5 protein-coding genes are annotated in these 4,057 nt (G+C 62.1%); 2 read left to right on the forward strand and 3 right to left on the reverse strand.

The genetic code is table 11. The annotated features are described in order from the left end of the window. Positions 1-44 precede the first annotated feature (44 nt). Complete coding sequence (locus tag G3436_RS21075; protein WP_163949067.1) at positions 45-629, reverse strand: YajG family lipoprotein; 585 nt, start codon at positions 627-629, stop codon at positions 45-47. A 137-nt stretch (positions 630-766) separates the two neighbouring features. On the opposite strand from G3436_RS21075, the gene G3436_RS21080 reads away from it, so the two are divergent. Both G3436_RS21080 and mqo read left to right on the forward strand, forming a co-directional pair. After that, entirely contained in the window at positions 767-1,000 is a 234-nt protein-coding gene (locus G3436_RS21080; protein WP_163949070.1) for a hypothetical protein, read from the forward strand. Between the two features lie 603 nt (positions 1,001-1,603). Beyond that, positions 1,604-3,109: a malate dehydrogenase (quinone) gene (gene mqo / locus G3436_RS21085; protein ID WP_163949075.1), complete on the forward strand. Its 1,506-nt coding sequence runs from the start codon at positions 1,604-1,606 to the stop codon at positions 3,107-3,109. Between the two features lie 55 nt (positions 3,110-3,164). On the opposite strand, the gene G3436_RS21090 is transcribed toward mqo, so the two are convergent. Both G3436_RS21090 and G3436_RS21095 read right to left on the reverse strand, forming a co-directional pair. Continuing rightward, entirely contained in the window at positions 3,165-3,452 is a 288-nt protein-coding gene (locus G3436_RS21090; protein WP_163949077.1) for a PA4642 family protein, read from the reverse strand. A 65-nt stretch (positions 3,453-3,517) separates the two neighbouring features. Beyond that, on the reverse strand, positions 3,518-3,985 hold the full coding sequence (locus tag G3436_RS21095) for a hypothetical protein (RefSeq protein ID WP_163949081.1): 468 nt from the start codon (positions 3,983-3,985) through the stop codon (positions 3,518-3,520). Positions 3,986-4,057 lie beyond the last annotated feature (72 nt).

Here is a 4,057-nt window from a genome sequence, read left to right on the forward strand (position 1 = left end):
ATGCCTGCCTTGCAGACATCGGGCTTTTTTGTGGCCAGGGGCGGTTACTCGCCCAGCACCTGACCGACGGTCGGGTCCTTGAACAGGCGGGTCAGTGCATCACTGAGCACATCACTGACCAACTTGGTGTTGGTTTCCTGGTTCGGCGCCATGCCGAAGCGCTGGTCCAGCGAAGCACCATAGCGGCCGCTGTAGCGACGGTTGGCATTGGCCACGTCGGCACGGAAGGTGGCGCCAATGGTGGCCTCGGTCACGTACAGGCCTTCCTTGGGCGACTGGTACTTCAGTTCAGCCAGGGTCACGGTCAGTTGCGGCGCATTGTAGGCGTTGGGCGTCGGGGTGAAGCCCAGCAGCCGCACCGCGGCTTCGGCCTGGGCCTGAAGTTTTGGCAGGATGTCGTTGCCGCTCACGCTGATGGCGCTGGTTTCCGGGTACAGCCCGCCACGGGTGCCCAGGGTTTGCGAGGCGCGGCCGTCGACCACCTTCACCACCACCGGCTGGCCGTGGCCGACCGGCGCAAGCTGGGCGGTGAGTTTGGGTTGCGGGCTGAGTTGTTGCGGGCTGTGGGCACAACCGGCCAGGGTCAGGCTGGTGACAGCGATCAAACCGAACAACAGACGTTGCAACATGCTCATCTCTCCAGGAATAGCAGCAAAGGTCGCCAGTATAACCAGCGCAGACCACCCCAGCTATCAGCGGGCCACTGTCATAATCGTTTCATCACTTGCCCCGTATGCTCGCATCAGTTTCCTACAGGTAGCCCGCCATGCGCTCACTCTGGACTTTGCTTTTTCCTCGCCCGACCCCACGCCAGTTCGCACGCCTCGACGCCCACGGCCATTGCCAGGCCTTCAAGCAGTGCCAGCAGCCACCCAGTGGCGCCGGCTGGGTCGAAATCAATGAAATTCGCCTGCACTGGATGAACCGTGCGCTGCCCGCCAGCGCACGGGTTCAGCCGCGTGCCAGGCACAACCGGCTCAGCCGCGCCGTGGCCGCCTGAGCAAACAGCAATAAAAGTCGTTAATAAAGATCGTTTCTGCCCGCGACCTCGCTATAATCTCCCCCCGATTATAAGGACGTCTCCTGATCGGGCCCCGCAACACCGCCAATGCCCTGCATAGGCACCCCCAAAACGCCCACAGAGAGCCGCCCACACAGGTCTTGCCAAGCCGGTGCGTACGCTTTTGTGTCGCCACTGTGCTCTGCCTGAACCTGCGGGTTTGCCACCGCGCACACCCTTTTTGAGGTTCACGACTCCAAAAGAGCGTGAAAAAACGGTTTTCACAACTTCACAAGAGTGTGGCGAGCAATGAACAGTCTGGCATGTGCAAAAGCATCAACAGCGTCCCGAACAGCCCCCAACAGCTGGCAACGGCGCTCATCTGAGATGGGTGACTGAAGCCGGTCCATAGCGCACGATGGACACCTTGACCATAAGTCGAATTGCCGCACGGGCGGTAAAATGCGTTCATAGGCAACGCAAAGCCCGGTTGGCGGTGTCCGCGGAAGTTGAAAAACCTGCGAAATAGCGGACATGGCGGTCCCGGCCAAGCCTGGGATCCTATGCTGTCAATTTGGTGCTGAAGATTTTGGAGACGCGTTAATGGCGCAGAACGAAGCAGTCGATGTAGTACTGGTAGGGGCCGGCATCATGAGTGCCACCCTGGCCGTACTGCTCAAGGAACTCGACCCGGCGATGAAGCTGGAAGTCGTCGAGTTGATGGATTCGGGTGCCGCGGAAAGTTCCAACCCGTGGAACAACGCCGGGACCGGCCATGCCGGGCTGTGTGAACTGAACTACACGCCTCAGGCCGCCGACGGCAGCATCGACATCAAGAAAGCGGTGCACATCAATACCCAGTTCGAGGTGTCCCGGCAGTTCTGGGCGTACCTGAGCAACAAAGGCGCCTTCAAGAACCCGCGTGCCTTCATCAACCCGATCCCGCACCTGAGCTACGTCGAAGGTGAAAAGGGTGTCGCGTTCCTGAAGAAGCGGTTCGAGTCGCTCAAGCCGCATCACGCCTTCGCCGAGATGGAATACACCGAAGACAAGGCGCTGATGAACGAGTGGATGCCGCTGATGATGCCGGGCCGTCCGGCCGATCAACAGATCGCCGCCACCCGCGTGATGAAGGGCACCGACGTCAACTTCGGCGCGCTCACCAACAAGCTGCTCAAGCACCTGGCCGACACCCCCGACTCGCAGGTCAAGTACTGCAAGAAGGTCACCGGCCTGCGCCGTAACGGCAGCGGCTGGACCGTGACCATCAAGGACGTCAACAGCGGCAGCAGCCGCGAAGTCGATGCCCGCTTCGTGTTCCTCGGCGCCGGCGGCGCGGCCTTGCCGCTGCTGCAACTGTCGGGCATCGAAGAGAGCAAGGGCTTTGGCGGCTTCCCGGTCAGCGGCCAATGGCTGCGCTGCGACAACCCCGAGGTGGTCAAGCGCCACCAGGCCAAGGTCTACAGCCAGGCCGCGGTGGGTTCGCCGCCGATGTCGGTGCCGCACCTGGACACCCGCGTGGTGGACGGCAAGACCTCGCTGCTGTTCGGCCCGTACGCCGGTTTCACCACCAAGTTCCTCAAGCACGGCTCGTTCCTCGACCTGCCGCTGTCGGTACGTGCCGGCAATATCGGCCCGATGCTGGCCGTGGCCCGCGACAACATGGACCTGACCAAGTACCTGGTCAGCGAAGTGATGCAGTCGATGGAGCAACGCCTGGAGTCGCTGCGCCGCTTCTACCCTGAAGCCAAGGCCGAAGACTGGCGCCTGGAAGTGGCCGGCCAACGCGTGCAGATCATCAAGAAAGACCCGAAAAAAGGCGGCATCCTGCAGTTCGGTACCGAACTGGTCGCGGCCAAGGACGGCTCGCTTGCCGCCCTGCTGGGCGCGTCCCCGGGCGCCTCGGTGACGGTCTCGATCATGCTCGAACTGATCGAGCGCTGCTTCCCCGAGCAGGCCGCCGGTGCCTGGGCCGCCAAGCTCAAGGAAATCTTCCCGGCCCGGGAAAAGGTCCTGGCCAGCGACGCGGCGCTGTATCACAAGGTCAGCACGCAGAACGACGAGGCCCTGGGCCTGGTCGAAAGCCAGCCGACGCAAAGCTACGCGTAGGCGTGACGCCATGAAAAAACGCCCCTCGGGGCGTTTTTTTGTGCCTGCAGATTACTTACTTGCGGGCGTTGTCGATGATCTCGATGTATTCGGGCGCATTGCGCTGGTCGCTGATCACCTCGGCAAAGGTCTTGCCGTGCTCGTCCTTGCCATCGACGTCGTAACCGGCTTCGACGAAGAACCCGACGAAGCGCTCGAAGTCATCGATGCGCAGGCCGCGGTAGGCCTTGATCAGCTTGTGCTGCGACGGCGAGGTGGCGTCAGCCGGTTCGTACTGGAGGAACGACTTGATGTACTCGTCGCTGATCTCATCACCAATCACTTGCTTCTTGTCTTTACGCATTGCCGACTCCACCTGAACCATCACTTTTCACGGGCCGGCAGTTTACCCTCCGGCGACACTGCGGCTCAACGCGCGCGTAGGGTGCCGGTGTGCAGGTCGGCCCAGATGTGGCCGTTGGGGTAGCTGAGGAACTGCACGTACAGCGTGTCGTTGCGCAGCAGGTCGAGGATCACCCGGTACTGGCTGGCGGGGTAATTGAGGGTCAGGGTGCGGGTCTTGGCATCGAACGTCGGCTTGCGCAGGCTCTTGCCCTCGCCATCGAAGCTGATCAGCACATCGCTGATCGTGGCACCCTTGTTCATCGGTTTGCCCTTGAGGCGCATCAGCAGCGGCGCAGTGACCGGAATGGGCTGCTGGTTGGACTGGCGCTGGTTGCCGACCACCACCGAATACTGGGTGACCTGCAGCAGTTGCTGGGCTTCAGGAGTTTCCTGGCGCAGGCTGAGGTCGTCGGGCGGCAGGAACTGGCTGTGCAGGGGCGCGGCGGCCAGGGGCAGGCTGGTGAGCAGCAGGAGGGCAAGAATGGCGCGCATGGCAGGCTCCTTGGGGGCGGCCTGGCACTCTAGCATGAGTTTTCGCTGAAGCTGATGGCCTCTTCGCTGGCA

Origin of the sequence: Pseudomonas brassicae (assembly GCF_010671725.1) — a bacterium.
Lineage (GTDB): Bacteria > Pseudomonadota > Gammaproteobacteria > Pseudomonadales > Pseudomonadaceae > Aquipseudomonas > Aquipseudomonas brassicae.